Source organism: Roseomonas indoligenes (genome assembly GCF_017813365.1).
Classification (GTDB): Bacteria; Pseudomonadota; Alphaproteobacteria; order Acetobacterales; family Acetobacteraceae; genus Roseomonas; species Roseomonas indoligenes.
Genome location: NZ_JAGIZA010000010.1, coordinates 16,052 through 42,270 on the forward strand (window position 1 = coordinate 16,052; position 26,219 = coordinate 42,270).

Annotated in this window: 28 protein-coding genes and 4 tRNA genes; 22 read left to right on the forward strand and 10 right to left on the reverse strand. The window is 70.7% G+C overall.

The features are described 5' to 3' along the window. Positions 1-24: 24 nt before the first annotated feature. Entirely contained in the window at positions 25-153 is a 129-nt protein-coding gene (locus J5Y10_RS28495) for a hypothetical protein (RefSeq protein WP_280855261.1), read from the forward strand. Continuing rightward, complete coding sequence (locus J5Y10_RS16220) at positions 153-308, forward strand: hypothetical protein (protein WP_209375089.1); 156 nt, start codon at positions 153-155, stop codon at positions 306-308. The genes J5Y10_RS28495 and J5Y10_RS16220 overlap by 1 nt, the downstream gene beginning before the upstream one ends. Here J5Y10_RS16220 and J5Y10_RS16225 read toward each other — a convergent pair. Then, positions 305-1,348, reverse strand: a complete 1,044-nt coding sequence (locus J5Y10_RS16225; protein ID WP_245214791.1) for an amino acid ABC transporter substrate-binding protein — start codon at positions 1,346-1,348, stop codon at positions 305-307. The genes J5Y10_RS16220 and J5Y10_RS16225 overlap by 4 nt on opposite strands. Positions 1,349-1,416: 68 nt before the next feature. Then, on the reverse strand, positions 1,417-2,619 hold the full coding sequence (locus J5Y10_RS16230; RefSeq protein ID WP_209375090.1) for a pyridoxal phosphate-dependent aminotransferase: 1,203 nt from the start codon (positions 2,617-2,619) through the stop codon (positions 1,417-1,419). A gap of 107 nt (positions 2,620-2,726) precedes the next feature. Between J5Y10_RS16230 and J5Y10_RS16235 the strand changes: the two genes are divergently transcribed. Continuing rightward, positions 2,727-3,092 (forward strand): DUF423 domain-containing protein, encoded by a 366-nt coding sequence (locus tag J5Y10_RS16235; protein ID WP_209375091.1) that lies wholly within the window; start codon positions 2,727-2,729, stop codon positions 3,090-3,092. Beyond that, positions 3,089-4,012 carry an SAM-dependent methyltransferase gene (locus J5Y10_RS16240; RefSeq protein WP_209375092.1) on the forward strand — a complete coding sequence of 308 codons (924 nt, stop codon included), beginning with the start codon at positions 3,089-3,091 and terminating at the stop codon, positions 4,010-4,012. The genes J5Y10_RS16235 and J5Y10_RS16240 overlap by 4 nt, the downstream gene beginning before the upstream one ends. Positions 4,013-4,019: 7 nt before the next feature. On the opposite strand, the gene J5Y10_RS16245 is transcribed toward J5Y10_RS16240, so the two are convergent. Next, positions 4,020-4,913 (reverse strand): YihY/virulence factor BrkB family protein, encoded by an 894-nt coding sequence (locus J5Y10_RS16245; RefSeq protein ID WP_209375093.1) that lies wholly within the window; start codon positions 4,911-4,913, stop codon positions 4,020-4,022. A 221-nt stretch (positions 4,914-5,134) separates the two neighbouring features. On the opposite strand from J5Y10_RS16245, the gene J5Y10_RS16250 reads away from it, so the two are divergent. Continuing rightward, positions 5,135-6,115 carry a Bug family tripartite tricarboxylate transporter substrate binding protein gene (locus J5Y10_RS16250; RefSeq protein ID WP_209375094.1) on the forward strand — a complete coding sequence of 327 codons (981 nt, stop codon included), beginning with the start codon at positions 5,135-5,137 and terminating at the stop codon, positions 6,113-6,115. Between the two features lie 85 nt (positions 6,116-6,200). Further along, positions 6,201-6,998 (forward strand): lytic transglycosylase domain-containing protein, encoded by a 798-nt coding sequence (locus J5Y10_RS16255; protein ID WP_209375095.1) that lies wholly within the window; start codon positions 6,201-6,203, stop codon positions 6,996-6,998. 18 nt (positions 6,999-7,016) lie between these two features. Here J5Y10_RS16255 and J5Y10_RS16260 read toward each other — a convergent pair whose 3' ends face one another. From J5Y10_RS16260 to uvrB, 4 genes are all read right to left on the reverse strand, one after another. After that, the gene (locus J5Y10_RS16260) at positions 7,017-7,700 is read right to left on the reverse strand and encodes an anti-sigma factor (RefSeq protein WP_209375096.1); all 684 of its coding nucleotides are present in this window, start codon (positions 7,698-7,700) and stop codon (positions 7,017-7,019) included. Continuing rightward, entirely contained in the window at positions 7,697-8,224 is a 528-nt protein-coding gene (locus J5Y10_RS16265; RefSeq protein ID WP_245214792.1) for a sigma-70 family RNA polymerase sigma factor, read from the reverse strand. Before J5Y10_RS16265 ends, J5Y10_RS16260 begins: the two co-directional genes overlap by 4 nt. A gap of 105 nt (positions 8,225-8,329) precedes the next feature. After that, positions 8,330-8,935: a fasciclin domain-containing protein gene (locus tag J5Y10_RS16270; RefSeq protein WP_408901586.1), complete on the reverse strand. Its 606-nt coding sequence runs from the start codon at positions 8,933-8,935 to the stop codon at positions 8,330-8,332. Positions 8,936-9,077: 142 nt separating this feature from the next. Then, the gene (gene uvrB / locus J5Y10_RS16275; RefSeq protein WP_209375098.1) at positions 9,078-11,276 is read right to left on the reverse strand and encodes an excinuclease ABC subunit UvrB; all 2,199 of its coding nucleotides are present in this window, start codon (positions 11,274-11,276) and stop codon (positions 9,078-9,080) included. A gap of 210 nt (positions 11,277-11,486) precedes the next feature. Between uvrB and J5Y10_RS16280 the strand changes: the two genes are divergently transcribed. After that, a tRNA-Thr gene (locus J5Y10_RS16280) sits at positions 11,487-11,561 on the forward strand. A 314-nt stretch (positions 11,562-11,875) separates the two neighbouring features. Here the strand turns inward: J5Y10_RS16280 and J5Y10_RS16285 are convergent. Both J5Y10_RS16285 and J5Y10_RS16290 read right to left on the reverse strand, forming a co-directional pair. Further along, entirely contained in the window at positions 11,876-12,139 is a 264-nt protein-coding gene (locus J5Y10_RS16285; protein WP_209375099.1) for a hypothetical protein, read from the reverse strand. Between the two features lie 95 nt (positions 12,140-12,234). After that, positions 12,235-13,284, reverse strand: coding sequence for a 23S rRNA (guanosine(2251)-2'-O)-methyltransferase RlmB (locus J5Y10_RS16290; RefSeq protein WP_209375100.1), 1,050 nt, complete (start codon positions 13,282-13,284; stop codon positions 12,235-12,237). Positions 13,285-13,420: 136 nt separating this feature from the next. Here J5Y10_RS16290 and J5Y10_RS16295 point away from each other — a divergent pair. From J5Y10_RS16295 to J5Y10_RS16310, 4 genes are all read left to right on the forward strand, one after another. Continuing rightward, positions 13,421-13,503, forward strand: a tRNA-Tyr gene (locus J5Y10_RS16295). An 81-nt stretch (positions 13,504-13,584) separates the two neighbouring features. After that, a tRNA-Gly gene (locus tag J5Y10_RS16300) sits at positions 13,585-13,658 on the forward strand. A gap of 135 nt (positions 13,659-13,793) precedes the next feature. Beyond that, positions 13,794-14,981 (forward strand): elongation factor Tu, encoded by a 1,188-nt coding sequence (tuf, locus tag J5Y10_RS16305; protein ID WP_209375101.1) that lies wholly within the window; start codon positions 13,794-13,796, stop codon positions 14,979-14,981. 91 nt (positions 14,982-15,072) lie between these two features. Continuing rightward, a complete protein-coding gene (locus J5Y10_RS16310) occupies positions 15,073-16,623 on the forward strand; it encodes a hypothetical protein (protein WP_209375102.1) in 1,551 nt (516 codons plus the stop codon). Here J5Y10_RS16310 and J5Y10_RS16315 read toward each other — a convergent pair. Next, positions 16,620-17,693: a glycosyltransferase family 4 protein gene (locus J5Y10_RS16315; protein ID WP_209375103.1), complete on the reverse strand. Its 1,074-nt coding sequence runs from the start codon at positions 17,691-17,693 to the stop codon at positions 16,620-16,622. The genes J5Y10_RS16310 and J5Y10_RS16315 overlap by 4 nt on opposite strands. A gap of 347 nt (positions 17,694-18,040) precedes the next feature. Here J5Y10_RS16315 and J5Y10_RS16320 point away from each other — a divergent pair, with 347 nt between their 5' ends. The 11 genes from J5Y10_RS16320 to rplJ all read left to right on the forward strand — a co-directional run bounded on the left by J5Y10_RS16320 (position 18,041) and on the right by rplJ (position 26,174). Next, the gene (locus J5Y10_RS16320) at positions 18,041-19,789 is read left to right on the forward strand and encodes an ABC transporter ATP-binding protein (protein WP_245214794.1); all 1,749 of its coding nucleotides are present in this window, start codon (positions 18,041-18,043) and stop codon (positions 19,787-19,789) included. An 86-nt stretch (positions 19,790-19,875) separates the two neighbouring features. Further along, the gene (locus J5Y10_RS16325; protein WP_209375105.1) at positions 19,876-20,304 is read left to right on the forward strand and encodes an RDD family protein; all 429 of its coding nucleotides are present in this window, start codon (positions 19,876-19,878) and stop codon (positions 20,302-20,304) included. Between the two features lie 8 nt (positions 20,305-20,312). Beyond that, positions 20,313-21,425: a capsular polysaccharide export protein, LipB/KpsS family gene (locus J5Y10_RS16330; RefSeq protein WP_209375106.1), complete on the forward strand. Its 1,113-nt coding sequence runs from the start codon at positions 20,313-20,315 to the stop codon at positions 21,423-21,425. Between the two features lie 2 nt (positions 21,426-21,427). Further along, positions 21,428-22,048 (forward strand): DUF1796 family putative cysteine peptidase, encoded by a 621-nt coding sequence (locus tag J5Y10_RS16335; protein WP_209375107.1) that lies wholly within the window; start codon positions 21,428-21,430, stop codon positions 22,046-22,048. Between the two features lie 63 nt (positions 22,049-22,111). Further along, positions 22,112-22,188 (forward strand) — tRNA-Trp (locus J5Y10_RS16340). Between the two features lie 88 nt (positions 22,189-22,276). Then, positions 22,277-22,471, forward strand: a complete 195-nt coding sequence (gene secE / locus J5Y10_RS16345) for a preprotein translocase subunit SecE (RefSeq protein ID WP_209375108.1) — start codon at positions 22,277-22,279, stop codon at positions 22,469-22,471. Between the two features lie 82 nt (positions 22,472-22,553). After that, positions 22,554-23,090 (forward strand): transcription termination/antitermination protein NusG, encoded by a 537-nt coding sequence (gene nusG, locus J5Y10_RS16350; protein WP_209375109.1) that lies wholly within the window; start codon positions 22,554-22,556, stop codon positions 23,088-23,090. Positions 23,091-23,227: 137 nt separating this feature from the next. Beyond that, the gene (gene allE, locus J5Y10_RS16355) at positions 23,228-23,995 is read left to right on the forward strand and encodes a (S)-ureidoglycine aminohydrolase (protein WP_209375110.1); all 768 of its coding nucleotides are present in this window, start codon (positions 23,228-23,230) and stop codon (positions 23,993-23,995) included. A gap of 201 nt (positions 23,996-24,196) precedes the next feature. Next, positions 24,197-24,631: a 50S ribosomal protein L11 gene (gene rplK / locus J5Y10_RS16360; RefSeq protein WP_209375111.1), complete on the forward strand. Its 435-nt coding sequence runs from the start codon at positions 24,197-24,199 to the stop codon at positions 24,629-24,631. A gap of 3 nt (positions 24,632-24,634) precedes the next feature. Then, positions 24,635-25,330: a 50S ribosomal protein L1 gene (gene rplA / locus J5Y10_RS16365; RefSeq protein ID WP_209375112.1), complete on the forward strand. Its 696-nt coding sequence runs from the start codon at positions 24,635-24,637 to the stop codon at positions 25,328-25,330. A 304-nt stretch (positions 25,331-25,634) separates the two neighbouring features. Beyond that, complete coding sequence (rplJ, locus tag J5Y10_RS16370; RefSeq protein WP_209375113.1) at positions 25,635-26,174, forward strand: 50S ribosomal protein L10; 540 nt, start codon at positions 25,635-25,637, stop codon at positions 26,172-26,174. Positions 26,175-26,219 lie beyond the last annotated feature (45 nt).

The following is a 26,219-nucleotide window of genomic DNA, read 5'->3' on the forward strand; positions in this document are numbered from 1 at the left end:
GCGGCAGTTCAGGGAGTGCCGCGCATGCCTATCTTCGCTTCCCTTGCCCTGTCGCTGACAGGGCTGAGCATCGGTGTCCCGCTCGGCATGGCCGCGGCGGGCGGGCTTCTCCTCGCCGGCAAGGCGGCGCGGATGGCCGGGGGGCGGATGTGATGCTGCTCAACCCGTTCCGCCCCGCGGTGCTCGGCCTGCACGCCGGTGCGGTGCTGGCGACCCATGTCATGGCCGGCGCCCTTCTGGGCGCGCTGACCGTCGCGGCCCTGGCGGGCGCGGCGGGCAGCGTGATGGCGAAGAAGGGGATGCGCTAGCGGATCGGCGGTGCGTAGAGCAGGCCCCCCTGGCTCCACAGGGCGTTCAGCCCGCGCTTCAGGCCGATGGGGCTTCTCTCTCCGAGATGCCGCTCGAAGATCTCGCCGTAATTCCCCACGGCGCGGATGGCAGTGAGGGCCCAGCGGCGGTCCAGGCCGATGGAGGGGCCGAAATCGCCGGTCACGCCGAGCAGGCGGCGGATGTCGGGGTTGGGGCTTTCCAGCATCGACTCCGCATTGGCCTGGGTCACGCCCAGCTCCTCGGCCAGGATCAGCGCGTAGATCGTCCAGCGCACCACGTCGTACCATTGCTGGTCGCCCTTGCGGACGGCGGGGGCGTGGGGCTCCTTGCTGATGACGTCCGGCAGGATGATGTGCTCGTTCGGGTCCGCGAAGGTCGTGCGGAAGCCCGCGAGCTGGCTGGCATCCAGGGAATAGCTGTCGCAGCGGCCTGAGGCATAGGCCTTGCGGGTGTCCTCGTTGCTCTCGAAGACCAGGGGGCGGATGGCGATGCGGTTGGTGCGCGCCCAGTCCGCCAGGTTCAGCTCGTTGGTCGAGCCGGCGGAGACGCAGATCGTGGCGCCTTCCAGCTGCGACGCGCGCTCGATCCCGGTGGCGCGACGGACGATGAAGCCCTGGCCGTCATGGAAGGTGATGGGGCCGAATTGCAGGCCGGAGGATGTCTCCCGCGCCATGGTCCAGGTGAAGGTGCGGGCCACCACGTCCACCTGGCCGGACTGCAGCGCGGGGATGCGGGACTGGCTGGTCAGCACCGTGAAGCGGACCCTGGACGGGTCGCCGAGCACGGCGGCGGCGATGGCGCGGCAGAAATCCGGGTCCATGCCACGGTGTTCCCCCCGGCTGTCCGGCACGCCGAAGCCGGCGGAGCCGGGATTGGCGCCGCAGTCCAGGTAGCCCTTGGACCGGATGGAGGAGAGCATGGGGCCCGGCGAGACCTGGGCCCCGGCCGCCATGGGCAGGAGCAGGCCTGCCGCGGCCAGGGCCGCCCCCATCCAGCGCCGCGCACGATGCTTCGCCATCCCGCCTCTCCCCATACCCCGGGCGGAAGGTTCCGCCGGGGTTACGGAAGCAAGCGTCGCGCCGCGCCTCAGCGCAAGCTCTGGCAGAACTCCTGGACCCGCGCGCAGCCCTCCCGCAGGTCGTCGGGGTTGATGGCGTAGGAGATCCGCACATGCGGGCTCATGCCATAGGCAGCGCCGTAGACGGTGCCGACATGCGCTTCCTCCAGCAGGGCCATGGCGAACTCGGCGTCCGTGGTGATGCGGCGCCCGCCCGGCGTGGTGCGGCCGATGCAGCCGGAGATGTCGGGGAAGACGTAGAAGGCGCCTTCCGGCTTGTGGCAGGTAACGCCCCGCGCCTCGTTCAGCAGATCCACCACCAGGTTGCGGCGGATGCGGAAGGATTCGGCCCGTTCCGCCAGGAAATCCTGCGGCCCGTCCAGCGCCGCCACCGCCGCGGCCTGCCCGATGGAGGAGGCGCCGCCGGTGGACTGGCCCTGCATGTTCGTCATGCCCTTGATCAGGGCGCGGGGGCCGCCGCAGTAGCCCACGCGCCAGCCGGTCATCGCGTAGGTCTTGGACACGCCGTTCACCGTCAGCACCCGGTCGCGCAGGGCGGGCTCCACCTGGGCGATCGTGCAGAACTCGAAGCCGTCGTAGAGCAGGTGCTCGTACATGTCGTCGCTCAGCACCATCACCTGGGGATGGCGCAGGATGACGTCGGCGATGGCGCGCATTTCCGCCCGTGTGCAGGCGGCGCCGGTGGGGTTGTTGGGGAAGTTCAGCACCACCCAGCGCGTGCGGGGGGTGATGGCGGCCTCCAGGTCCTCGGGCCGCAGCTTGAAGCCGTTGGATTGCGGGCAGTCCACGGGCACGGGGGTGGCGCCGCCGAGGCGGGCCATGTCGGCGTAGCTGATCCAGAAGGGGCGGGGGATGATCACCTCGTCGCCCGGGTTCAGCGTGGCCATCATGGCGTTGTAGAGGATCTGCTTTCCACCATTGCCGACAAGGATCTCGTCCGCCTCGTAGTCCAGCCCGTTCTCCCGCCGGAACTTGCGGCGAATGGCCTCCTTGATCGGAGCGGTGCCGGCGAGAGGCGGGTACTTCGTCTGCCCTTCCAGCGCGGCGCGGTGCGCCGCCTCGATGGCGTGGGGTGGGGTGGGGAAATCCGGCTGGCCCTGGGTGAGGGCAATCACCTTGTTGCCGGAGGCCGCCAGTTCCCGCGAGCGCTGGGTCATCACCACCGAGGCGGAGGGGGCGACGGCGTCCAGGCGGCTGGCGAGGGTGATCATGGCGGCGGCGATCTTCCGGGCAGGGAGGGTAAGGGGATAGGAGGCGGCCCGGTGCCCCGCAAGCGGCGTGCCTCCCTTCGGGCAGCGGGTTCTGCTAATCCTGGGGCATGTCACGTCTCTTCATCGCGGCCGGCGCCCTGGCCGGGCTGCTCGCCGTCGGCCTCTCCGCTTATGCGGCGCACGGGCTGGCGCTGGACCCCGCCCGCACGCGGATGATCGACAACGCTCTGACCCAGCAGGGCTGGCACGCCCTGGCGCTGATCGCCGCCGGCATCCTGGCGGAACGCTGGGGCGGCTGGGCGATCAACGGCGCGGGACTGGCTTTCCTGGCGGGGATGATCCTGTTCTGCGGTGCCGTCTGGTACGTCGCCACCACGGGCCGCAGCCTCGGGCCGGTGGCGCCGACAGGTGGAATGCTGCTGATGCTGGGCTGGCTGCTGCTGGCCGTGGCCGCGCTGTTCCAGCGGGCATGATCCGCTCCGCCTACCTCGCGGCCGAAGGCTTCGAGCCGGAACTGACCGAGGACCTGCGCCGTGCAGGGCGCCGGATCGATGGCTGGCACGGTCCGCTCGCGCTCTCGCCCGATCCCGTGCCGGAAGGGCCGAACGTCACGCCCTGGGCGCTGGATGTCTGGAACGATCCGCGTGAGTTGCCCGTGCCCTCTATCAAGGCGGCCGCCGACGCGATGCGGGCGATCCAGCGCAACTGGGCCCTGCTGGACGTGGCGCACCACCGCCGGGCCGCGCTGATCCGCGATGCCCTGCCGGTGCTGCGGCCGAAGCCGATCGTCTTTCCGGCCCTGCCGCCCTCCTCCCATCTCGGCGGCTGGACGCTGCTGGCGCCGGACCGAATGCTGGCGAGCCCGACCAAGAGCAGCCCCTTCGTCAACGGTGCCCCCGCCTTCGTGGAGGACCGGGAAGGGCCGCCGAGCCGCGCCTACCTGAAGCTGTGGGAAGCCCTGGTCCGGATCGGCCGCTGGCCGCAGCCGGGCGAGCACTGCCTGGACCTCGGCGCCGTGCCCGGCGGCTGGAGCTGGGCGCTGGCGCAGCTTGGGGCCAAGGTGACCGCGGTGGACAAGGCGGAGATGGATCCGCGCGTGGCCGCCATGCCCGAGGTGACCGTGCGCCGGGAGAGCGCCTTCGGGCTGGAGCCCTTCCCCGTGGACTGGCTGTTCAGCGACGTGATCTGCTACCCCGCGCGCCTGCTCGGGCTGGTGCGCCGCTGGATGGAGGCGGGGGCGGCGAGGAACATCGTCGTCACCATCAAGTTCCAGGCGCAGACGGACCATGAGACGGCGGCCGCCTTCGCCGCCATCCCTGGCGGGGCGCTGTTCCACGGGGCGCACAACAAGCACGAGCTGATGTTCGCGTGGTCTGCCGGGGGCGGGGGGTAGGGGCCGGCTAGGGCGCGTCCGCCCCGATCGGAGCCGAGGCGCCGCGCGCGGGCATCCGGCCCTTCCAGGCGCCCTCCCGCGCGGCCCAGGCGCGGGTGAACTCGGCACCCAGCAGGAAGACCTGGGCGGAGTAGTAGACCCAGACCAGAACCACGATCAGCGCGCCCGCCGCGCCGTAGCTCCGCGTCATGCCGCTGCCGCCGATGTACCAGCCGATCACGGTCTTCCCGATGCTGAAGAGGAAGGCGGTGATGACCGCGCCCACCGCCACGTCCCGCCAGGCGAGGTGCCGGTCCGGCAGGATCTTGTAGATGGCGCCGAAGAGCAGGGCGGTGAGGCCGACGCCGACGACGAAATTCACGGCCTTCAGCAGGATCTCCAGCGCCGGTACGAAGCCCGTGATCCAGGACCCGAAGGCCGAGAGCAGCGCGCTGACCATGAGGGAGACGAGCAGCAGGAACCCCGTGGCCCCCACCAGCCCGACGGAGAGGGCGCGCGCCTTCACCAGCGCGCCGACGGAGACGGGCTTCGCCTCGGCCTGCCAGATGACGTTCAGCGCCCCTTGCAGTTCCGCGAAGACGCCGGAGGCCGTAACGAAGAGAATACCGAAGCCGACCAGGGCGGCGACGCCCTTGCCGCTGGAACTCTCCTGGCTGCCCTTCATCACCTCCACGATGGCCTTCCCGCCCTCCTCCCCGACAAGGCCGGTGAGCTGGGCGGAGACGGCCTCGCTCACCGCGTCCCGTCCGAAGAAGAAGCCGGCGATGGCGACCGCGAGGACCAGCAGGGGCGCGATGGAGAAGAGGGTGTAGCAGGCGATCGCCGCGCCCCGCGTCATCGCCTCGTGGTCCACGAAGCCGAGAACGGCGTCCTTGATGAGGCGCCAGGCCCGCCCGAACATGTGTCTTTCCCATCCCGCAATGCGATTGAAAGGCGGCCGGGGCCGGGCGGGTTTCAGCGCGGAAGCGGAACGGGCGCGCCGAAGGGCGGCTGAGGGGAAAGTTCCGCAGAGGGTGCGTTTTGGGTAATCATGTTGCGTGAATCGGCCATGCAGGTGGCACTGCTTGCTCAGGCCTGCTGGCTGGGCCTATGGGCCGGGTTGAACCGAAGGGGAGGCCCGCCATGTCCGTCCAGATCGTCCGCCGCAGCCTGCTGGGTGCGGCCCTGGCCCTGCCGGCCCTGCGCAGCGCCTCCGCCCAGGACGCCTGGCCCGCGCGGCCGGTGCGGCTGCTGATCCCCTTCCCGCCGGGGCAGGCGACCGACACGATCGGGCGCGTGCTGGCCGAGGCGCTCTCCGCCAGGTGGCCGCAGCGCGTGGTCGTGGAGAACCGGGCCGGTGGCGCGGGGGTGGTGGGGACGGAAGCCGGGGCGCGGGCGGCGCCGGACGGCTACACCCTGGTGGCCTCCACCAGCGGGACGAACGGGATCAACCCCAGCGTGATCCGCAACCTGCCCTATGACGCGGAGAAGGACTTCAACTACGTCACGCTGATGTTCACCGTGCCGCTGATGATCGTAGCACACCCCTCCTTCGCGCCGAACGACATGGCCGGGCTGATCGCGGCGGCGAAGGCGGATCCGGGCGGCATCTCCTACGGCAGCGGCGGGCCCGGCACCTCCCAGCACATGTCGGCGGAGCTGTTCTGCTCCAAGGCCGGGGTGAAGCTGACGCATGTTCCCTATCGCGGCAGCGGGCCGGCCATGGCGGACCTGCTGGCCGGCAACATCCCCATGATGTTCGACAGCGTGGCGAGCGCCCTGCCGCACATCCGCGGCGGCCGGATCAAGGCGCTCGGCGTCACCTCCGCCGCGCGCGCGCCGCAGCTGCCGGAGGTGCCCGCCATCGCCGAGGCGATCCCGGGCTACGAGGCGATCGGCTGGGCCGGGATTGCCGTGCCGGTGGGCACGCCGGAGGCGGTGGTGAACCGCGTGAACGCCGATGTCACGGCTCTGCTGCGCGATCCGGCCTTCGCCGCACGGGTGGTGCAGCTCGGCGGGGCGCCGGCGCCGCAGACGGTGGCGGAGGCGAACGGCTTCGTCCGTGCGGAGATCGCGAAATGGCGGGAGGTGGCACGCAACGCGGATGTCCGGCTGGACGGGTAGGGGGCTGTTGCCCGGCCGCCACAACCGGCCGCGGGATCGCAGGGCGTGGCCGCGGATCGGTGCGGGATGGGGCAGGATAGGAGCCATGGTCCGGTTCTGCTCCTTCGCCCCGCTCCTCGGCCTCGGCCTGCTCGCCGCTTGCGCCGGCACGCCAGCACCGTCTCCGCAGGCCTATGCGCCGGAGGCTGGCTACGACACAGCCTCCGCCGCGCCGTCCACCGATGACCGCGCGGCCAGCCGGGCCGCGGCCCGGGCCTATCGGGCCGCGGCCGCAAGGCGCCGCTATCGCGTCCCCGGACCCTCGGGCGATCCCTGGGGTCCGCATATCCGGGAAGCCGCGAACCGCTTCGGCATTTCCGACGGCTGGATCCGCGCGATCATGCGGCAGGAGACGGGCGGGCGCATCAATGGCTCCGACGGGCTGCCCATCACCTCGCCGGTGGGCGCCATGGGCCTGATGCAGGTAATGCCCCGCACCTATGAGCGCCTGCGGGACCTGAACGGGCTGGGGGACGACCCCTACGACCCGCGCGACAACATCATGGCCGGCGCCGCCTATATCCGGGAGATGTCGGACCGCTTCGGCGCGCCGGGCTTCGTGGCCGCCTATAATGCGGGGCCGCTGCGGGTGGAGGGCGTGCTCTCCGGCGCGATGATCCTGCCGGATGAGACGGTGAACTACCTGGCGCGGGTGGTGCCGAGTCTCGGCACCCCCGTGGCGATGGACGGGGTCTGGGCGGAGGCGGCGGGGTCCTCCTCCGGCGGCTACGGCTCGGGCGGTTACGGGGCCGGGGTGATGGCCGTCTCCGACGATCCCAGCCTTCGCGCCTATGAGGGCGGCGGGCTGGTAACGCCGAACGCGCCCACGGGGACGACTTACTAGGATCGTCCGCCAGACGCCCTAGGTGCCGGCCGCGGGCGCGAGGCGGCCGATGAAGATCACCGGCCCGGTTGGGCGCCCCGTGGGGGAGCCGCCGGGCGGCTCGACGCTGATCTCGATCAGCATCCCCGGCTCCGGCCGGATCACCCCTGGTGCCACGGTTGCGCGCCCCTCGGCCGGGATGATGCCCAGCGAGACGGGCGCGGTGGCACCGGGCGCCAGGGCCCAGAGCTGCTGCACCCGGCCCGGCTCCAGCGGGCGCGGCGTGAGGCTGGCCAGCCGCAGCCCGCCGCCCTCGGTCTCCACCAGCCAGGCCGGCTGATCGCGGCTGCTGAGGAGGACGGTGGTCATTCGCGGCGGCTCGGCCGGGCGCAGGACGAGCAGGGCGGCCAGACCGGCGGCGATGGCCGTGGCGCCGGTGGCCCAGGCCTTCCAGAGCCGGCCGGTGCGGAGCGGCACCACGGGCGCGGCCGGGCGGCCGGCGACCGAGGCCTCGATCCGGTCCCAGAGGGCCGGCGGCGGTGCGACGGGCGGCGCCAGCGCCGTGAGGGACCCGAGCCGTGCCTCCCAGGCATCCACGGCATCGCGCAGCGCGGCATCCACGGGCAGGGCGCGGCGCACCGTCTCCGCCTCCCGCGCATCGAGGGTGCCCAGCACGTACTCGGCGGCCAGGGCGTCCAGCATCTCGGGGTCGGAGGGGATCACGCGAGGCACCCCTTCAGCCGTGCGAGGCCCCGGCGGATCCAGGCCTTCACCGTGCCCAGCGGCTCGTCCAGCCGCGCCGCGATCTGGGCATGGGAGAGCCCGTGGACGAAAGCGAGCACGATGCCCTCCCGGTTGCGGGCCTCCAGCGCCGCAAGGCACTCGCGCAGGCGGCCGGACTGCTGGGCCTCCGCGATCCGCTCCAGCGCGTCCGGTGCGATGGCGGCATCGCCGAGATTCGGATCGTCCGTCGGCAGTTCCCGGCCGCGGGCACGGGCGAGGTCCAGCGCGGCGTGGCGGACGATGCCGCCAAGCCAGGGCCCTGCCTCCCCGCGAAGGGGATCGAACTGGGCGGCGCGGGAGGCGACCTTCAGCATCGCGTCGTGCAGCGCGTCCGCCGCCGCGTCCCGGTCCCGCAGGATCGCCATGGCGATGCCGAAAAGGCGGGAGGCCTGGGCCTCATAGAGGCGGCGCAGCGCGCCGGCCTCCCCTGCCGCGACGGCGAGGATGGTCCCCGCATCGTCCATTCCCGGATTCGTCTCGCCCATTCACGAAGGTTACAGCGGCACGCGGCCGGGCGCATCAGGCGCGCTGCGCGGCCGGGGAGGGATCCCCGGCCGTGACGGGCCACCTCAGCGCGGCATGAGCACGCGGTCGATGACGTGGATCACGCCGTTGGACTGGATCACGTCGTAGGTGCCGATCCCCGCCACAGTCCCCGCCGCATCCTTCAGGACAATGTTATGCGGGCCGTTCATCATCGCGGTCAGGGTCTGGCCGTTGACCGTGGTGAGGCTGGCCGTGCCGCCGCCCGCCCGGATCCGCTCCGCCAGTCTCATGAAATCCAGCCGGCCGGGCACGACGTGGTAGGTGAGCACGCCCGTCAGCATCGCCTTGTTCTCGGGGCGTAGCAGGGTGGGCACCGTGTTCGGCGGCAGGGCGGAGAAGGCGGCGTTGGTGGGCGCGAAGACGGTGAAGGGGCCTGGGCCCTTCAGGGTCTGAACCAGCCCGGCGGCCTGGACGGCGGAGACCAGCGTGGTGTGGTCGCGCGAGTTCACCGCATTGTCCACGATGTCGCGGCTGGGCAGCATCGGCGCGCCGCCCACCTCCACGCTGCCGGCCATTGGGCCAGCCATCGCGCCGCCCGCCATCGGCATCGACTGCATTCCGTCGGCGCAGCCGGCGAGGAGCGCCACCCCGAGCAGGGCCGCGGAGGAGTGCAGGAAGAGTGCTTTCATGGCCGTCCAATCCGTGGTCGACGGGACCGGCCCATCGTTCCGCGGCCCCGCTTCTCGCCAAGACCTGCCGCGCTACGGGGCGGCAGGCCCGCTGGACGCAGCAGGACTCCGATATGGACGCGTTGTAAGGGAAGAGGCCGGGTTACCCGGCCTTCTTCCGGCGCGGCGCCCCGCGCGACGCCGTGCGGGTGGAGCGCTTGTCCGGGTCGTAGCCGCCACCGCCCGGGCCCAGCGGCTTGGGCTTCCAGTCCGCCTTGGCGCGCGCCTCATGGCCGGAGGGAGGGGGGGCGTCGAGGCCCAATTCCAGGTTCTCCAGCCGCTTGATCTCGTCGCGCAGGCGGGCGGCGGTCTCGAACTCCAGGTCGGCAGCCGCGGCCCGCATCCGGCGCTCCAGCTCCGCGATGCTGGCGCGCAGGTTGTGGCCGATGAAGTGGGCGGAGGCGTCGTCCTCCACCGCCTCCACCGTGACGTAGTCCTGCTCGTAGACGGATTGCAGCACGTCCGCGATGTCACGGCGGATGGTCTGCGGGGTGATGCCGTGCTCCGTGTTGTAGGCCACCTGCTTGGCGCGGCGGCGATCCGTCTCCTCGATCGCACGGCGCATGCTGTCCGTCATGCGGTCGGCGTAGAGGATCACCCGGCCCTCCGCGTTGCGCGCGGCGCGGCCGATGGTCTGGATGAGGGAGGTGGTGGAGCGGAGGAAGCCTTCCTTGTCCGCGTCCAGGATCGCGACGAGGCGGCACTCCGGGATGTCCAGTCCCTCGCGTAGCAGGTTGATTCCCACCAGCACGTCGAAGACGCCGCGGCGCAGGTCGCGGATGATCTCGATCCGCTCCAGCGTGTCCACGTCGGAGTGGAGGTAGCGGACCTTGATGCCCGTCTCCGTCATGTACTCCGTCAGGTCCTCGGCCATGCGCTTCGTCAGCGTGGTGGCCAGCACGCGGCCGCCCTTGGCAATCACGTCGCGGCACTCGGCCAGCAGGTCGTCCACTTGGCCCTCCACGGGGCGGATCTCCACGGGCGGGTCGATGAGGCCGGTGGGGCGGATGACCTGCTCGGCGAAGGTGCCGCCGGTGCGCTCCATTTCCCAGGCACCGGGGGTGGCGGAGACGAAGAGGGTGTCCGGCCGGAACTGCTCCCACTCCTCGAAGCGGAGGGGGCGGTTGTCCATGCAGGAGGGCAGGCGGAAGCCGAAATCAGCGAGCACGGATTTCCGTGCGAAGTCGCCGCGCGCCATGCCGCCGATCTGGCCGATGGTGACGTGGCTCTCGTCCACGATCAGTAGGGCGCCTTCCGGCAGGTACTCGAACAGCGTCGGCGGCGGCTGGCCGGGGCCGCGGCCGGAGAGGTAGCGGGAGTAGTTCTCGATGCCTTTGCAGGCGCCGGTCGTCTCCATCATCTCGATGTCAAAGGTGGTGCGCTGCTCCAGCCGCTGGGCCTCCAGCAGCTTGCCCTCGGATTGGAGGCGGGCGAGCGTTTCCTTCAACTCGGCCTTGATGTCGCGGATGGCCTGGATCAGCGTCGGGCGCGGTGTGACGTAGTGGCTGTTCGCGTAGATCGCGATGCGCTCCATCTCGCCGGCCACCTCGCCCGTCAGCGGGTCGAACTCGCGCAGGCCGTCGATCTCATCTCCGAACAGGGAGATGCGCCAGGCGCGGTCCTCAAGGTGGGAGGGCCACACATCCACCGTCTCGCCGCGCAGGCGGAAGGTGCCGCGCTGGAAGGCAGTGTCGTTGCGGCGGTACTGCAGCTCCACCAGCGCCTTCACCAGCACGTCGCGGTCGATCTTGCCGCCAACCTCCAGCTTCACGGTCATGTTGCCGTAGGTCTCGACCGAGCCGATGCCGTAGATGCAGGAGACGGAGGCGACGATCACCACGTCCCGCCGCTCGAGCAGCGACTGCGTGGCCGAGTGGCGCATGCGGTCGATCTGCTCGTTAATCTGGGCGTCCTTCTCGATATAGGTATCGGTCCGAGGGACGTAGGCTTCGGGCTGGTAGTAGTCGTAGTAGGAGACGAAGTACTCCACCGCGTTCTCCGGAAAGAAGGACTTCATCTCCCCGTAGAGCTGGGCCGCCAGGGTCTTGTTCGGCGCCAGGATCAGCGTCGGGCGCTGCACCGCCTCGATCACCTTCGCCATGGTGAAGGTCTTGCCGGAGCCGGTGACGCCGAGCAGCACCTGGTCGCGGTCGCCGCGCGCGCGCAGCCCTTCCACGAGATCCGCAATGGCCGTGGGCTGGTCGCCCGCCGGTTCATAGGGGGAGACAACCTTCAACGGCTTGCCGCCCGCCGGGGCGGGGCGGCGGATCGGCTGGAAGAGGACGGGCGGCAGGATATCCATTGCCCGGGAACATAGGGTGGACAGCGGCCGGTTACAGCAGGATTCCGAACCGCCGGCGCGGCTACGGCCACGCGCGGGGATGACGCGTCCGTGACCCCGGGCTAAAGTGTTGGTGGAGTGGCGTCCCCGCACCAGGCCGGCCCGGTAGGCCGGCATGGCAGGGCGACGTTGCGACCGTGCGGTCCCGTAAGCCGGGACATCCGGGCACGGGCCGGGTTAGCACAGCGGTAGTGCAGCGGTTTTGTAAACCGAAGGTCGGGGGTTCGATCCCCTCACCCGGCACCACCCCTTCTCTTCACCGCTGCCCCTGACACCCGGGAATATCCCGGGCGTGGGAGGGTTCAGGCCTCGTGCGGGATGCGCGGCAGGCGGCGAAGCTCCTCGAAATGCCCGAGCGAGACGCGGGCAACAATCTGCGCGGCCACGAGGCCGGCGAGAGCGAGGGCGGAGACGATCAGCATGGGACAGATCCTTTTGTCTGTTCCTCCCTATCCCTGCGCTCAAGGTGGATGCTGCACCGCAGCATGTCCAGTCCGTCATGTATGCGTCGCGCAGAGGGCTGGCGTGCCGCCTGGGTCGGGCCGGCCTCTGGGCCTAGTTCAGGCATTCCCGACGGTCGCAAATCCGTCCCGGTTCGTCGCCCGCACCACGGCCGCGAAGAGGCGGAGCGCCTCCGGACCGCCCTGGTCCAGGAGGGTGCCGCCATCCATCTCCGCGGCCAGGAGTTCCGCGTGCTCGGCCAGTGTTTCCGCCGCGCGCCGCAGGGCCTCACGCGAAAGGGTGAGCTGAAGGTCGTCCGGCAGGTCGTGCCAGGCGCTCGGGACGGGCGGAGCCTCCCCGAGGCGGCGGGAGTTGGGCTGCATGAAGGGTTTCCTCCTCCGGAAAGCCCTCCTGGCACGGTACCGCCCCTCTCGGGTGCTGGGGCCAGTCTGCGCCGGCCCTGGTTAACGCCGAGTAATCAAGCCCGGCGCAACTCGTAGAGCGCGACGGCGGCAGCCGATGCCACGTTGAGGCTCTCCATCGCATCGGTGATCGGCAGGCGCACCAGCTCGTCGCAGGTCTCGCGCTGCAGGCGCCGCAGCCCGCCGCCCTCGGCACCCAGCACGAGGCCCACGCGACGATCGGTGGGCTTCGCCTCCGCCAGCGTCCGGCCGGCATCCCCGGCCAGGCCCAGGACCCAGGCGCCACCATCCTGCAGGTGCCGGATGGCGCGGGCGAGGTTCACCTCCCGCACCATCGGCACGAGCTCCAGCGCGCCGGAGGCGGCGCGGGCCAGGGCGCCAGTTTCCGGCGGGGCATGGCGGTCCTGAACCACCACCGCGGCGGCGCCGAAGGCGGCGGCGGAGCGGAGGATGGCGCCCACGTTGCGGGGGTCCGTCACCTGGTCCAGCAACAGCACCGGGCCGTCCGAGGCCTTCAGCGCGTCGTCCAGCCCGATGCCCGGCAGGGGCTCGGCCAGGAGGGCGACACCCTGGTGCACCGAGTCCTCGGGCAGGAAGGTATGAAACCTGGCCCGGTCCTCCACCCGCTCCGGCTGGATCTTGCGGGCGGCGAAGGTTCCCTCCGGCAGGCGCTCCTTCAGCGCGGCCTCGGCATCGGCGGTCACCAGCAGGCGGCGCAGGCGTCGGCGGGGGTTCACCAGCGCGGCGGCCACCGCGTGCAGCCCGTGCAGCCACAGGGTGTTGGCGGGGGGGCGATCCTCCTCGCGCCGCTCAAGGCGGGGCGCCTCGGGGCGGCCGCGGGGCGGGGAAGCGGGGTCGCGGCGCGGCGGGCCGGACTCGAAGCGCGCGGCCTCGTGCCTGGCAGAATCGGTGCGAGGGCCGGGGCGGGCCTGTCTCGGGGCGACGGGCGGCTTGCCGGGGGCTCTTTCCCCGGGGCCAGCTGGCGGCTCGCCGCCCTTCCAGCCCCGCTTGCTGTCGAAGGCGCGGGGACGGCTTGGCTTGCCCGTGCCGGGGCCGCCGGTGGGATTGGACGAACGGGGGCCTTGAGGCCTGCGGGGCGGTGACATGGCGGCATCCTGCAAATCGCGGCGCCCGCCGCAAGGTAAGCTTGAACACGCCGGGCATGATCCACATGCGTTGACAGGTCTGCCCCATCTCGGATAGTCCCCCGGCTCCCGCCCGTCAGGGTAGGGGACACCCTGTGGAGGGGTGCCCGAGTGGCTAAAGGGGACGGACTGTAAATCCGTTGGCTCGCGCCTACGTTGGTTCGAATCCAACCCCCTCCATGTGTCCCATCCCCCTGCTGGTGCGGTGCGCGCGCGGCGGTCCATCCCGGGCCGCCTATCAAGGACTGGCGGGTCCGGTCGGCGGGTGTAACTCAATGGTAGAGTTCCAGCCTTCCAAGCTGGCTATGCGGGTTCGATTCCCGTCACCCGCTCCAACCGCGCTGCATGGCGGCCCGGCCTTCCCGAAGGCCTGAAAAGCGCCGCCCCGATCACCACCTAGCGATCATCACACCGCCTGCACCCGCAGGCAGGGGTCTCACGGCCCCTGGACAGGATAGGACGCGACGCGAATGGCGAAGGCGAAGTTCGAGCGGAACAAGCCGCACTGCAACATCGGGACGATCGGCCATGTTGATCATGGCAAGACGTCTCTGACGGCGGCGATCACGAAGGTCCTGGCGAAGACGGGCGGCGCGTCCTTCACGGCCTACGACCAGATCGACAAGGCCCCGGAGGAGCGCGCGCGCGGCATCACGATCTCGACGGCCCATGTCGAGTACGAGACGGCCAACCGGCACTACGCGCATGTGGACTGCCCCGGCCACGCCGACTACGTGAAGAACATGATCACGGGCGCGGCGCAGATGGACGGCGCGATCCTCGTGGTGTCGGCCGCCGACGGCCCGATGCCGCAGACCCGCGAGCACATCCTGCTGGCCCGCCAGGTCGGCGTGCCCGCGCTGGTGGTGTTCCTGAACAAGGTCGACATGGCCGACCCCGACCTGCTGGAGCTGGTCGAGATGGAGGTGCGCGAGCTGCTCTCCTCCTACCAGTTCCCGGGCGACGACATCCCGATCATCCAGGGCTCCGCGCTGATGGCGCTGGAGGACAAGTCCCCCGAGATCGGCGAGCAGGCGATCCTGAAGCTGATGGAGGCGGTCGACGCCTACATCCCGCAGCCCGAGCGCGCGGTTGACCTGCCCTTCCTGATGCCAGTCGAGGACGTGTTCTCGATCTCCGGCCGCGGCACGGTGGTGACCGGCCGCGTGGAGCGCGGCATCGTCAAGGTGGGCGAGGAAGTCGAGATCGTCGGCCTGAAGGACACCGTGAAGACGACGGTGACCGGCGTCGAGATGTTCCGGAAGCTGCTGGACAGCGGGATGGCCGGCGACAACATCGGCGCGCTGCTGCGCGGCACCAAGCGCGAGGACGTGGAGCGCGGGCAGGTTCTGTCCAAGCCCGGCGCGATCACGCCGCACACGCAGTTCAAGGCCGAGGCCTACATCCTGACGAAGGAGGAGGGCGGTCGCCACACGCCGTTCTTCACGAACTACCGGCCGCAGTTCTACTTCCGCACGACCGACGTGACGGGCGTGGTGAAGCTGCCGGAAGGCGTGGAGATGGTGATGCCGGGCGACAACGTGGCCATGGACGTGGAACTCATCGCCCCGATCGCCATGGACCAGGGCCTGCGCTTCGCCATCCGCGAGGGCGGCCGCACCGTCGGCGCTGGCGTCGTCGCCAGCATTCAGAAGTAACCCGTCGCCGCGAGGCGCCGGAGCGAGGGGGCGGGCTGCCGAGGGGCAGCCCGCCCTTTCTCGTTTTCGCGCCCGCTGCCAAGTTGGAAGCATGGTGGAGCACCCCCCCTTTCCCATCCTTCCCGGCGTGCCGCTCTCGCAGGGAGCGCTCCACGACGCCGCCCGGCAGGCCGCGCGCGACATGGCGGCCTTCTGCGGGCTCGACATGCGCCACTTTCGCTACCCCGGGCGCGAGCGCGACCCCGCCTACGAACCGGCGACGCTCGCGGAGAGCTGCGAGGTCGTAGACCTCTTCGGTGCGCTCGGCCCGGGAAACGGGCGGCACGGCCGGGACGAGGCGCTCCACGGCAGGATAGAGGCCGCCTACGGCCACCGTGTCTGGGTGGCCCACTACAAGGCATTGAACGCCGCCTTCCTGGCGCATGGAGAGGGGCGGAGCATCCCGTCCCCGCTCTCCGGGCGGGACGCGCAGATCCTCGGCAGCGTGCCCATCCAGCACCTGCAGCTCATGCCTTGCCTGGATGGGGACCGCCTGATTCTGCATATCGGGATCGGCTACATGCCCGTCGGCCTTTTCTACCCGGCGGAGCGATTGTTCCTCGTCCTCACGGGGTTCGGGCTGAACATGCGGGGCACGCTGCGGAGCGTGCTGGAAGCCTTCCTCAAGGCGCCCCTGCCATGGGCCGAGTGGCTGCGCCGCGCGTTGCGGAAGGGGCTGCGGCGCGCCTTCCTGATCGGCGACAACCGCCCGAGCCATTACATCCGTCAGACCCTTGCCTACCTGGACGAGGAGGAGGGCGCGATCCTCGGCTTCGCGGAAAAGGGCGGCATGATCGCCGTGGCGCCGGACCTTTGCGCGATGGATCCCTTCGCGGTCTTTCCCAGTCTGGCGCCGTTGGACCGGCTGAGCGTCCACAGCGAGCGGCTGACGGAGGCGGTTCTCGTCGCGGGGCTGGACGCACACCGCGTGTATCGCTTCAACAGGCCACAGAACGGCGCCTGGCTCCGCAGGCGGCTGCAAGCCTTCATCGAGGCCGCGCCGGCGACGCCACCCGGGCGCTTCCGCGTGATGATCTCCCTCGATGCGGAGCGGCAGCGCGTGGTGAATGCGGTGGAGGCGTTCCGCTACGTTCTCGGCCGGCTGGGTTCTGCCTGCGCGGCCTCCGGGCGGGAGTTGGAGGTGGTGTGGGACGGCTGGACCGTTTCCGGTCCGCCCACGGCCCACGACAGGGAGGTGATGGGGCGGATCGAGGGCCTGATCGCCGCGATCACCGAGGGGCTGGAGGTCCCTCTTGCGGCGCAGTTCCGGATCTTCGGCGCGTCGGCGCTGGAGAAGGTGCCGGTCCTCGCCGGCTGCGGCCTGGCAGTGACCACGAGGGGGGCCGGGGCCATGATCTCGTCCTGGCTGCTGCGTCGGCCCACCATCACCTATCGCGCTCCTGCCAACGACTCGAGCTGGGACTACATGGACCGCGACAGCGTCACTGAGATGGACCCAGCCGCCATTGGGGAGCCGCCGGCGGACGACCCGCTGGCCGCGCGACACCGGCGCTTCACCCTCGCCCTCTGGGGGTTGGAGGAGGCAATGGGCCGGGCGCTGGAGGGGCAGTTGACGCTGCCGCCCGTCCAGCCGCTGCGCTAGTCCCCCGCCGCCAGCCGGATGCGCGGGCGGGTCTCGGTCCGCATCCGCTCGAACAGGGCCTCGTAATCCGCCGCCATGCGGTTGGCGGTGAAGCGCTCCTCGAAGCGCGCGCGGATCTTCGACCGGTCCAACTCGCCCAATCGGGCAACCGCCGCGGCGGCCTCCTCCTCGTTGTGGACGATGAAGCCGGTCAGGCCATCCTCCACCACCTCCGGCACGGAGCCGGCCGGGTAGGCGATCACGGGGGTGCCGCAGGCCATGGCCTCGATCATCACCAGGCCGAAGGGCTCCGGCCAGTCGATCGGCAGCAGCAGGGCGCGGGCGCCGGAGAGGAAGTCGGACTTCCTGCCGTCACAGATCTCGCCAATGAAATCGACCTCCGCGCCGCCGAGCAGGGGCTGGATCTCCTTCGCGAAGTAGTCGGCATCCACCTTGTCCACCTTCGCGGCCATCTTCAGCGGCACGCCGGAGAGGGAGGCGATCCTGATGGCGCGATCCGGCCGTTTCTCCGGGCAGACGCGGCCGAGGAAGGCGAGGTAGCCGTCGGACCCGTTGCCGGATGGGCTCCCCTGCGGCGTCAGGAGGTCCTGCGGCAGGCCGTGATGGATGGTCGCGGCCCAGTTGGCGCGGGGCAGGGGGCGGCGCTGGGCGTCGGAGATGGAGACCACCCGCGCCTCGGGGAAGGCATCGAAGACCGGCTCCAGCTCCGGCAGGTCCAGGCGGCCATGCAGCGTGGTCACCCAGGGCACGGACTGCCGGCTGAAGAGGGAGAAGGGCAGGTAGTCCAGGTGGAAGTGGATGACGTCGAACTCCGCTGCCCGGCGCGCCACCGTCTCCAGCATCAGCATGTGCGGGGCGCAGCAGTCGCGCACGGTGGGGTCCAGCCGAAGCGCCTTGTCCCGGATGGGGACGAGGTTCGCCTTCGTCACGGCGTCACCGGTGGCGAAGAGCGTTACCTCGTGGCCCCGCTCCACCAGCGCCTCCGTCAGGAAGGACACGATCCGCTCCGTCCCGCCGTAGAGCTTCGGGGGGACCGCCTCGTGCAGCGGCGCAACCTGGGCAATACGCATCACGGCTTCTCCTGCAAGGGACGCCTCCCCGGGCTTAACTTTTGTCTCTTTTTCCCGAGAACGCAGGGATTGGGGCTGAAAAGGGGCAAGCGCGTCCAGATCCCGCCAGAAACCCCCGTCCTCCCTGGCGTTCTGACCGGACACAGGGTCCGCCAAGGGCCGGCCCGGCCGCGTGCGATGGCCGGGGAGGGGAGGTTGAGCACCGTCTCACGGAAGGATCGCGTCCCGGCCCCGCCGGGAGCGGGCGAGAAGGAGCTGGCATGTCGGCAACCGTCTTCGGCGCATCCCGGACCACCCGGCAGGGGAGCCCATCCCAGGCCCGCGCATCGGATTCCCGGGACGAGAGGATGGCCCTGCTGCCTTATGCCGAGCGGCCCATCGCCTTCCTGCTGCGCTACGTGCTGCTGCACCGGGTGGCACATGCGGTGGTGCTTCTGGCCGTGCTGGCGGCCGTGGGCTGCTCCGTGGGATCGCAATACGCGGTGAAGCACCTGGTGGACACGCTGGCGGCCGGCCCCGGCGCGGGTGGTGCGCCCTGGATGGCGCTGGGGGTGCTGGCGACCATCGTGGCGGGCGACAACCTGCTGTGGCGGCTGGGCGGATGGATCGCGGCGGACAGCTTCACCCGCGTCACGGGCGACCTGCGCTCGGACCTGTTCCATCACCTGTCCGGCCACGCACCGGACTACTTCGCGGAACGCTCCCCGGGGCTGATGGCCGGGCGGATCAGCGCCACGGCGAATGCGGCCTGGACGGTGCTCTCCACCATCACCTGGAACGCGCTGCCACCAATGGTCGCGGTCTGCGTCGCCATCGCGTTCCTGGCGGGCGTGGATGCCGTGATGGCGGGGGTGCTGTTCACGATCGCGGCGGGCATGGCCGCGCTGCTCACCTGGGCGGCCGGGCGCGGGCGCGACCTGCACCATGACTACGCGGCCAAGGCGGCGGCCGTGGATGGAGAGCTGGTGGACGTGGTCCAGAACATCGGCCTCGTCCGCGCCTTCGGCGCCACGATCCGGGAACGCCAGCGCTTCGGTGCGACAATCGGGCAGGAGGTCGCCTCCCGCAAGCGCAGCCTGCGCTATCTGGAGAAGCTGCGGCTGGCCCATGCCGTGGCGACGGTGGCGCTGACGGTGGGGCTGCTCTGCTGGGCGCTGCTGCTCTGGCAGGCCGGGCGGGCGACCACGGGCGACGTGGTGATGGCCTGCGGCCTGGGCTTCGTCATCCTGCACGGCACGCGGGACCTGGCGGTGGCGCTGGTGGAACTGACCCAGCACGTCGCGCGCCTCTCCGAGGCCGTGAAGGCGCTCCTGGTGCCCCATGCCCTGGCGGACCGGGAGGATGCGGCGCCGATCCGGCCGCGCGGCGGGGCGGTGGCCTTCCAGGACGTCTCCTTCGCCTATCCTGGCACCGGGCATGTGCTGCGCCACTTCGACCTTTCCATCGCGGCGGGGGAAAGGGTGGGGCTGGTCGGGCGCTCCGGCTCCGGCAAGTCCACGGCGCTGGCGCTGCTGCAGCGGCTGGGGATGCCGGGTTCTGGCCGCATTCTGATCGACGGGCAGGACATCGCCGGCGCGACCCAGGCGAGCCTCGCGGCGGTGCTGGCGGTGGTGCCGCAGGACGTGTCGCTGTTCCAGCGCTCCGTGCTGGAGAACATCCGCTACGGCCGCCCGGACGCCACGGATGCCGAGGTGCTGCGTGCCGCCGAGGCCGCACACTGCCGGGAGTTCATCGAGGCGTTGCCACAGGGCTTCCGGACGGAGGTGGGGCAGCGCGGCGCCCGGCTTTCCGGCGGGCAGAGGCAGCGGCTGGCGATCGCGCGGGCGCTGCTGAAGGACGCGCCGATCCTGCTGCTGGACGAGGCCACCTCCGCCCTGGACACGGAATCGGAGGAGGCCGTGCAGGCGGCGCTGGAACGGCTGATGCGCGGGCGCACGGTGATCGCGGTGGCGCACCGCCTCTCCACCCTGCGCGGCTTCGACCGGATCGTGGTGGTGGGGGAGGGGCAGGTGCGGGAGCAGGGGTCGCCCGCCGAGCTGGCCGCCCGGCCCGGGCCATGGCGCGCCCTGCTCGAGATAGCGGAGCCGGTGGGCTGACGGGCGGAGCGGCGGGCGAGGGGACTGACGGCAAGGGCTGGACAACCCATCCCCCGCCACGGAGAAAGGGCGGGGTGGAGGGCGGCATGTCCGAACGGCGCGGGGTGGAGCTGGCGGATTTCTGGTCGCGCACCGCGGCGCAGCTGATCGACGCAGCCTGGATGCTGGTTTTGGGCTTCGTCCTCGTGAACCTGGGGGAAGGGCTGCGCGGCGGGCGTGACCTTTCGCAGGGGGCGGACCTGCTGCTCCAGCTCATCTCCGCCCTCATCATCCTGCATTTCTGGGCCACGCGGCAGGCCACCCCCGGAAAGATGCTCATGCGGCTGCGGGTGGTGGACGCGGATACCGGCGGCATGCCGCCCTTCCCGCGGCTGGTGGCCCGCTACGCCGGCTACATCATCTCCGGCCTGCCGCTCGGCCTGGGCTATCTCTGGATGCTCTGGGATCCCCGCCGGCAGTGCTGGCACGACCGGCTGGCCCGCACCCTGGTGGTGCAGGACCCCCCACGAGGCTGAGGCGGGCCGTGCCCCTGATCGACGAGTCCGCGCTGGCGATCCCCGAGGGGGCGGCGCTGGAGGCGGTCTTCTGGAAGGGGCGGACGGATTTCTGGCCACTGGTCCGCAAGATGGCGCGCGAGACCTGGCGCGTGGCCGACCCCATGCCCGCCATCCGAATCCTGCAGGGCGTGACACGCCCGACCTGGACCATGGCGCACCGGGTGGAGGCGCCGGAGTACCGGATCCTCCGGGACGGCGTGGTGGATGTGCTGGCGGCCGCCAATGCGTCCCTGCTGCTGCACTCCCCGCATGAACCCCTGCCCGCCGATGGAGCGGAAAGGCCGCCGGTGCGGCTGACCTGGCACAGCAACGGCAAGTCCGCGGGGCGCTGGCACTACAAGGCGGGCGCGCTGCCGCACACTCTCTCCTTCGACAGGCTGGGCTATTCCGGCTGGTCGGAGCTGGCGGGGCTGGAACGGCGGGACTTGCTGGCGGTGGACGCGGCCACCGCCGAAGCCTTCCACGCGGAACGGACCCTTCCCTGGCTGGCGGAGGGGCGGTCCAAGTACCGGCAGGACGCCTCGGTCGCTGTTGAGGGGGAGGGGTTCGTCTTCCTGCCGCTCCAGCTCCCGAACGATTCGGTGATCGCGCTGAAGCTTTTCGAGGCGCCCTACCTGGAAGGGGTGCGGCGGATGGTCGCGGCCCTGGCCGGGGCGGGGATCCCCGTGGTGATCAAGCGCCACCCGCACTGCACGGACCCGGCGGTGACCCGCTTCCTGGAGGCGCTTCCGGCCGGGCCCATCTCCGTCAGCCGCGCCTCGGTCCATGCGCTGATCCCGCGGGCGCGGGCGGTGCTCACCGTCAATTCCGGGGTCGGGTTCGAGGCGCTGCTGCACGGGCGGCCGGTGATCGCGGCCGGGCGTGCCGAGTACCGGGTGGTGGCGACGGAGCTGACGGAGCCGGAGGGGGCGCCCGCCGTGCTCTCGGCGGCGGAGGCGGCGCATGATCCCGGCCTTGTCCGGCGCTACCTTTTCCTGGCGCTGCGCCAGTACGGGATCGACCTGCGCGACCCCGTCGCCTTCCAGCGGGCCGTGCTGCGCGTGCTGTGCCAGGACTACATGGAGAGGCTTCCGCGCTGAGGATGGAATTCCGCCACGTCATCCCCCTCGGGTCCCGCTGCCGAACGACCCATAACCTGCGCCTGCACTTCGGGGAGCCGGGGAAATTTCCCTTCGACTGGTTCATTCTGCCCCTGGCGGGCCTGATCACCTGCCTGGAAGAGGGGATGGACGCCGCGAAGGTCTTCGACCCCGCCCATCTCAAGCCCGTGCTGGACGAGAAGGGGGTGATCCAGACCATTCGGAACACGCGGCTGGGGATCCTGCACCAGCACGATTTCCCCTCCGGCGTTGGCCAGCCGATCCTTCCGGGCTGGGAGGAGCACATCCCCGGCGCGATCGGCCGATTCGCCAATGTGGCGGCCCGGATGCGGGCGGCAGCGGCGGCGGGGCCGGTCCTCTATGTGCGGGAGCGGTACAAGAGCGACGACCCGACCACGCTCCTCAGGCTCCGGACGGCGCTGGAGGCGGTGGCGCCGCGCGGAACCTTCCACCTGCTGGCCGTGAACTATCCGCCGGACAGCGTGCCCCAGGGAGTCGAGGCGATCACGGTGGAGGAGACGGAAGGGCATGGCTGGCGCGGTGACGCCGCCGCCCGGGGTTCCGCGCTGGGCGCCACGGGACACCGCCTGGCCGTTCCGTGACCACACCCTCTCGACAGGCCGCGCAGGTTGCCGTAAGGCACGCCCCCTGCGCGGTCCCGCCTTAGGGGCGTAGCTCAATTGGCTAGAGCGCCGGTCTCCAAAACCGGAGGTTGGGGGTTCGAGACCCTCCGCCCCTGCCAGGGCGGGCCGCGCATGACCATTTTCGGCATGGCGCCGGACCGTCCCTGGGCCTCACCAGAGGGCCCCGCGCCCGGGAGGGGGCCTGACGTGGCCGGTTTCAACCCTGTGGGGTACTTCCGTGACGTCCGGCAGGAGATCGGCCGCGTTACGTGGCCGAGCCGGAAGGAGACGCTGATCACCACAGGTCTGGTGCTCGGCCTCTCGGCGCTGGCGGCCGTGTTCTTCCTGGTGACGGACTGGTTGATCCAGCTCGGAATGCGCCTGCTATTCGGATTTGCCTGACGGCAGTTCATCCGCGCCGCGCCGGAGGCCTGGGGACGCCCCGGCCGGAGGCTGCGGCGCCTCAGATCGGGAGTTCACGGCCATGGCCGACAAGAAGTGGTACGTGGTCCACGTCTATTCGGGCTTCGAGAAGAAGATCGCCCAGCAGATCAAGGAACAGGCCGCCCAGAAGGGTCTAGCCGACCGGATCGAGGACGTGCTCGTCCCCTCCGAGGAGGTGGTCGAGGTGCGCCGCGGGCAGAAGGTGAACGCCGAGCGCAAGTTCTTCCCCGGCTACGTGCTGGTGAAGATGGAGATGACGGACGACGCCTGGCACTTGGTGAAGGACACGCCGAAGGTCACCGGCTTCCTCGGCGCCCGCAACAAGCCCAGCCCGATCCCTGAGCGCGAGGCGATGCGGATGCTCCAGCAGGTGCAGGACACCGTGGAGAAGCCCCGCCGCCCCGCCATCACCTTCGAGGTCGGCGAGAACGTGCGCGTGGCGGACGGCCCCTTCACCAGCTTCAACGGCGTGGTGGAGGAAGTGGACGAGGAGAAGGGCCGGGTGAAGGTCTCGGTCTCGATCTTCGGGCGCGCGACGCCGGTGGAGCTGGAGTACGGACAGGTCGAGAAGGCCTGATCCACGGGGCCTCGCCCCAGGATTTCCGAAGGGCCGCGCCGGGTATCCGGCGCGGCCCTTTCGATTCCGGCAGGATGCTTGCTTGACGGGGCGGAGGCACCGTGGTGCCCAGGCTTCATCCCCTTCAAGGCAGGTCCATGCGCGTCCCCACCCCGAACCCTCCGCCCGGCATCATCGGCCATAACCGGACGATGCTGACGCCGAGCTACTGCGTCTTTCCGCCCGAGGGGATCATGGACAGCCTGTTGCCGAACTGGCCGGGCGTGACCGTGCGGTTCCAGACCAGCCGGCAGATGGGCGCGCGCTTCGCCCAGGCCATGCTGATCCTGCCGCCGGGCACCGGCAGCGCCGGGGTGGTCGATGACGGGGTTCAGGCCTTCCTCTACGTCCAGGCCGGAGCGCTGAAGGTGACGGTGGAGGGGGTGGCCCATACGCTGGAGACCGGCGCCTATGTCTACGTGCCGCAAGGCGTTCCCTATGCCGTGCGGAATTCCGGGGAAGGGGAGGCGCGGGCAATCTGGGTCCGAAAGGCCTACCAGCCCGCCGCCGGGGTGCCGGCGCCGAAGGTGATCGTCGGCCATCGGGACACGGCGCTGAAGGAGGAGAGCGGGCCGCGCTGGCGGCACTGCCTCATCGGGCTGCGCGACATGCCCATGGACTTCGAGATGAACATCATGTGCTACGCGCCCGGCGCCCATTTCTGGTGCATCGAGACGCATGTGATGGAGCACGGGATGGTCATGCTCCAGGGCCAGGCCCTGCAGCTCCTCGGGCGGGACTGGCACGAGATCTGGACCGGCGACTTCGTCTGGATGGGCCCCTATGTGCCGCAGCAGATCTACGCGACGGGGAACGAGGTCTGCGAGTACCTGCTCTACAAGGACGTGAACCGCGACGTGATCTGAGCCGGCGGGGCGGGCCCGCAGACCGGGCGAAACTATTTCTGGACTCGCCGCTCACCCCGCCCTATAAGCCGCCCCCGCGCCGGCCGGGCTGGGGGTTCCCCGCCCGGCCGCCGCGCGTTTTCAGGAACGCGGGAGGCCATCGCCCCGACTTGTGGGGCGGGCCGCCGGTACCGCGGGCCTCTGATCAGAGAGGTGCCAGAGATGGCGAAGAAGATCGTCGGCTACATCAAGCTGCAGATCCCCGCGGGCAAGGCGAATCCGTCCCCGCCGGTTGGTCCGGCGCTGGGTCAGCGCGGCCTGAACATCATGCAGTTCGTGAAGGAATTCAACGCGGCCACCCAGGGCATGGAGCCCGGGACCCCGACGCCGGTGGTGATCACCGCCTATTCGGACCGCACCTTCTCCTTCATCACCAAGACCCCGCCCAACACCTACTTCCTGCTCAAGGCGGCGAAGATCGAGAAGGGTAGCCAGACCCCGGGCAAGGGTGGCGTTGTCGGCCGCGTGACGAAGACGCAGCTGGCCGAGATCGCCAAGGTGAAGATGAAGGACATGAACTGCGAGACCGAAGAGGCCGCGGTTCGGATGCTGGCCGGCTCCGCCCGCGCCATGGGCATGAGCGTGGTGGAGGGCTGATCGATGGCCAAGCAGGGCAAGCGTCTCCGCAAGATCGCCGAGGGCACTGACCTCGAGAAGAACTACGCGCTGGCCGAGGCCATCGCGACGGCCAAGGCTAACGCCAACGCCAAGTTCGACGAGACGATCGAGATCTCGATGAATCTCGGTATCGACCCGCGCCATGCCGACCAGATGGTTCGCGGCGTGGTGGGCCTGCCGAACGGCACGGGCAAGACCGTGCGCGTGGCCGTGTTCGCCCGCGGCCCGAAGGCCGACGAGGCGCGCGCTGCCGGCGCCGACATCGTGGGCGCCGAGGACCTGATGGAGACGGTCCAGGGCGGCACGATGGACTTCGACCGCTGCATCGCCACCCCGGACATGATGGGCCTGGTGGGCCGCCTTGGTAAGGTTCTCGGCCCGCGCGGCCTGATGCCGAACCCGAAGCTTGGCACCGTGACCATGGACGTGAAGGGTGCCGTGACGGCCGCCAAGGCCGGCCAGGTGGAGTTCCGCGCGGAGAAGGCGGGCATCGTGCACGCCGGCATCGGCAAGGCGAGCTTCGAGTCCGAGAAGCTGCTCGAGAACGCCAAGGCCTTCGTGGACGCCATCCAGCGCGCCCGCCCGACGGGCGCCAAGGGCACCTATGTGAAGAAGGTCGCCGTGTCCTCCTCCATGGGCCCTGGCCTCAAGGTGGACGTGACGAGCCTCACGGCCTGATGTGACGCCGCCGGCCCCGGCCGGCGGCCCGAGATTCGTCCGCCTCCGCGGAGGCGGGCGGGCAGGGCGGGGAAACCCGCCCGACCTGTCCGAGACCCGGTGTGCCCATTCGGGCTTGATGGGCGAGAGCCCGCAACGGGGAGACGGGGTGCCAGAGACGATGACGCCGGTTCTCACCGGCGGGCTTGGCTTGGCGTCCGGCTTCAATCTGACAGGCGAACCGGGGTGGTCCCTTCTGGGGCTGCCCCCGTGTGAACCGGCCGGCGCCCCTCCACCAGGCACCGGCTTTTCGTAGGAGACGGGAATGGACCGTACGGAGAAGCGCGAGTTCGTCGCCACCCTCGGTTCGGTGTTCGCCGATACCTCCTTCGTGCTCGTCGCCCAGAACAACGGGCTGACGGTCGCGGCGGTGGATGATCTGCGGCGCCGGATGCGGGCGGCCGGTGCGACGTACAAGGTCGCGAAGAACCGGCTGGCCAATCTCGCCCTCGAAGGCACCCGCTTCCAGGGCATCTCGCCGCTGCTGAAGGGCCCGACCGCGCTCGCGTGGTCCCGGGATCCGGTGGCCGTGGCGAAGACCGCCGTGGAGTTCGCCAAGGGTAACGACAAGTTCGTGATCCTGGGCGGGGCGCTCGGCACCCAGACCCTCGACGTCAATGGCGTCAGGGCTCTGTCCGAGCTTCCCTCGCTCGAGACGCTGCGGGCGCAGCTGCTGGGTCTGCTTCAGACCCCGGCGACGCGCATCGCGGGCGTGCTGCAGGCTCCGGCCGGGCAGCTGGCGCGGGTGTTCAAGGCCTATGCCGACAAGGATGGGTCTGCTTCAGAGGGCGCGGAAGCCGCCTGAAACGCCGTATCCCCGGGTGGGTTGCCCATAAAGGCGGCATCCGGG